The sequence below is a fragment of the Psychrobacter sp. SHUES1 genome, from assembly GCF_001652315.1.
Lineage (GTDB): Bacteria > Pseudomonadota > Gammaproteobacteria > Pseudomonadales > Moraxellaceae > Psychrobacter > Psychrobacter faecalis.
On record NZ_LXWA01000109.1, the window covers coordinates 1 to 3,371 of the forward strand.

Consider the following 3,371-nt stretch of genomic DNA (forward strand, 5'->3'; position numbering starts at 1 on the left):
CGACATTAAGGCGCAGTATGAGCGACTGCTTGCTAACGGTAAGTGCAAAATGCAGGCTGTCTGTGCGGCGATGCGTAAGCTTGTGCATATTTGTTTCGGCGTGGTTAAACATCAGCAACCTTACCAAGCAAGAGTTGAGCTAATTAGCACTTGATTTGGCTTTTTTAAGATGGTATCTCTTAGCAGCTGTCCAATTTTATTATGCCACTACATTACCACTACTGATGCAGCACTAGCCGCTGGACTAAACAACTACGTCAGCAAAGGCGGTATCACAACCCAAGATATAGAAAACACGACAAGCTATGAGGGTGATGCGATACAAGTTGGCGTGAGTTTGGGTAATACTACAGGTAAACCACAAGCTAATAGTAATGGTTTAGGCTATGGCACAGATAGCGACAGCGATAGCAGTATCACTAAAGCAGGTATTACGGGCATCGCAGGCAACAGTGGTATCACAACGGACAATCAGGCCGAGTACGCGGGAGCCCTTGACAATGGGTTTGATGCAACAAGAGTTAATGAGGAGCTAGGAGCACAAACAGAGATCACCCAAGCCTTTGATCAAGACCGGCGTAAGATTAAGACTGAGCTGAATGCTAAAGAGAAGGCGCTTCGTGATGAAGCGGAGGAACAAGGACAGCTAGGTAATAATACTGCTCGCGATAAACTTATCGAACAAGCGGACAAAGTACAAAACCAAGGTCTGCTGTTTGATGCGATATCTGGTGCTATTTATGGACCAAATACTAATGGCGTTACAGGTTATGTGGCGAAAGCTGCAAGTCCATTTATCGCTAGTCAAATTGGAACCTATTTTAAAGCCAATGAAGCCATCAATAGTATAGATGGTGGTGACCGATCAGAACAAGGTAGTGCGGCTCATATTTTAGCTCAAGGTATTTTAGGTGCAGCTATCAGCTATGCGACAGGTAACGATGCATTGACGGGTGGTATCTCGGCTGGTTCAGGTGAGGCAACCGCACCTCTCTTATCTAAATTTCTCTATGGTAGTAGTGACCCTACTAAACTTACTGCTGAACAAAAAGATACGATTAGTGCAATCACTAGTGCCGTCGGTGCTGGTATTGGTTTGACAACAGGGAGTGCCAGTGATGCGGCTAATGCCGCTGAAACGAGCAAGGTTGCAGTTGAAGATAACTACTACTATGCGGATCTTAAAAATATAAGTAAGAAAACAAAACAAGAAGTAGAGAAGATATACAACATCCAAAAAAGCTCTTTTGAAGGTAAATGTAGATCTGCAGGTGGAGACTGCAATGACGTTATCCAAAAAATGATAAACTTTGTTGAAAGTCCTTATGTACAGAAGAATTATGGAAATTTAAGAAATCAGACATTAGCTAAATTGGAAAGCAATCCTGAGTTAGTAATAACTTACTTCGATAGTCTTGCTTACAAGTTTAATGCGAAAGATAGAAGCATATTGAATCGTTATATTAAGCCAACTTTAGAGGCTGGAGGCGGCGCTATTGGAGGAGTAGGATCTATAGGTGGTGCAGCATATGCTTGTGGTGCGTCAGCTGGTATAGGGTGTTATGCGGCAGTAGTAGCAGGCTCTGCAGGTTTATCCAGTTCTAGTGATCACTTAATGACTGGCACTAAGAATTTTGGTAAACCTTTAAGCCAACAAGACCCAACTCAAATTGTTCAAACATTACAAGGATTGGGATTATCTAAAGAAGCAGCTTAAACTCTTCAATTAGGAATAGACGTGCTCGGTACGGGTGGTTTGGGTTTTGGGGTGGGTACTGTTACAAAATCTGGGAAATATGTGCCTACAGCTCAAGTTATCCCTAATAATTTTAATTTATATGCAGGTCGAACTTTAATATATCATGATAATATTGGTGGTCATGCAGTTGCCCAGCATGTGGGTAAAAGTGATCAACAGTTGATTGCGAGGCTTTCAGCTGAACCAAAACTTAAAGCAACTTCTACATTTTCGGATCTTTATACTGCAGAACGTGCTATAGGAGATACTCTTAGATTAAATCAAACCAAGGTTAACGAATGGTTGCAATCTTCTTCAGGTCCTAATCGTCTAGTATTACCACAATCTCTAGGATATAACGTTGGTCGAGTAATCAGTAAAGGATCAAAACAGAGTACCAACTCGCAAAAGGTACGTTTGGTAATTGACAAAGACCCTGGAGCGCCAAAAGGATTTGTAATTATTACTTCATATCCATCACAATAACCGTAGGAAACATAATGCTTAACGCGTTCAAATATATTATGGAGTGTTACTTTTATCAAGATTGGCAGTCTGAGTTTTCTCAAGAAAAGGAAGTGCTAGTTTTTTTCGCTAAAAAAGAAAACTTAGAAATTGTAAATAATGTAATCAGTGATATTAAAGTTGTATTAGAAAATGACTTGTCAGAAAAAATTTTTCAAGATAATAACTTTGATTTTGATCCATTATTAGAAGGTTACAATACCGAAAAGGAATGGTTTGAGTATGCTTATGAGTTGCTGACTGATGAGATTAGTAAGCGCAAGTAAGGAATTATTAGTATGGACTTACTAGATATTGAAAGTTACTTAATTGAAAATGAGGCTCAAGACTTATATTTTATAATTCATGAGGCTTTAGAAAAAAATAAATTAAGTTTTTTGGTGTAATGGACAAAATTCATGCTAAAAAGTAGAAGGTAGTCGCTAATGGACATAATTCATACTATTTGAGTGATTTTGATAGTAGAAAGTCTTTAATAAACCGTAACTTACGCTGCTCATTTAGACCATGATGACTGTGTAATTGTCGCTTTAACTCACTGAATAATCCTTCAAGAGAATTGGTGGTATTTGGTATATCTAAGTGCTCATATTCTTGATAAGTGAATAGCCAATCGCTATTGGTTCTGAGGCTGCGATAAGCAACTTCTAAGACGCTTATGCGTATACCACGTTCTACCAGTATCTTCATTGGTGCTACGCTCACTCAGATAGTCTTCATGGGTTAAATACCATTGATCTAAGCATTTTGTGAATGTGGCTTTATCAAGCTTAGTTAAGTCTAAAGTAAGCCCTCTAAGCTCGATACTAGCAATATTTTTAGGGCGACGAGTGAGGTAACGAGTCACTATTTGTACCTGATGGAACTGGCACATCTGGCAAGGGGTGTAGGTAAATAACGTACGCAGTCCTCGTCTACCATCACAGGTAATGCTTTGTACATCAACGCCTAACGATGCTAGATGATCAATTCCTTGCTTGTAGGCACTGTTGGTTTCATGACTGACTATCGCGTAGTAAAGAACCGCTTTAGTAGTATTGTCCATAAAAACCATTAAACCGAACTTACGACCAAAGTAAGTGGTGTCCATGATGATGTTAGCAGTCTT

4 protein-coding genes are annotated in these 3,371 nt (G+C 39.6%); 3 read left to right on the top strand and 1 reads right to left on the bottom strand.

Translation table 11 applies throughout. From position 1 onward, the window contains the following. Positions 1–169: 169 nt before the first annotated feature. Genes A7325_RS12930 through A7325_RS12940 form a run of 3 tightly spaced genes read left to right on the top strand, consistent with a single transcriptional unit; the run spans position 170 to position 2,529 of the window. Complete coding sequence (locus A7325_RS12930) at positions 170–1,717, top strand: VENN motif pre-toxin domain-containing protein (protein WP_068408789.1); 1,548 nt, start codon at positions 170–172, stop codon at positions 1,715–1,717. A gap of 21 nt (positions 1,718–1,738) precedes the next feature. Beyond that, on the top strand, positions 1,739–2,224 hold the full coding sequence (locus tag A7325_RS12935) for an RNase A-like domain-containing protein (RefSeq protein WP_068408790.1): 486 nt from the start codon (positions 1,739–1,741) through the stop codon (positions 2,222–2,224). Between the two features lie 14 nt (positions 2,225–2,238). Beyond that, positions 2,239–2,529: a contact-dependent growth inhibition system immunity protein gene (locus A7325_RS12940; RefSeq protein WP_068408792.1), complete on the top strand. Its 291-nt coding sequence runs from the start codon at positions 2,239–2,241 to the stop codon at positions 2,527–2,529. Positions 2,530–2,879: 350 nt separating this feature from the next. On the opposite strand, the gene A7325_RS13880 is transcribed toward A7325_RS12940, so the two are convergent. Then, the coding region (locus A7325_RS13880; RefSeq protein ID WP_227515022.1) for a hypothetical protein at positions 2,880–3,371 on the bottom strand (492 nt) is incomplete at its 5' end.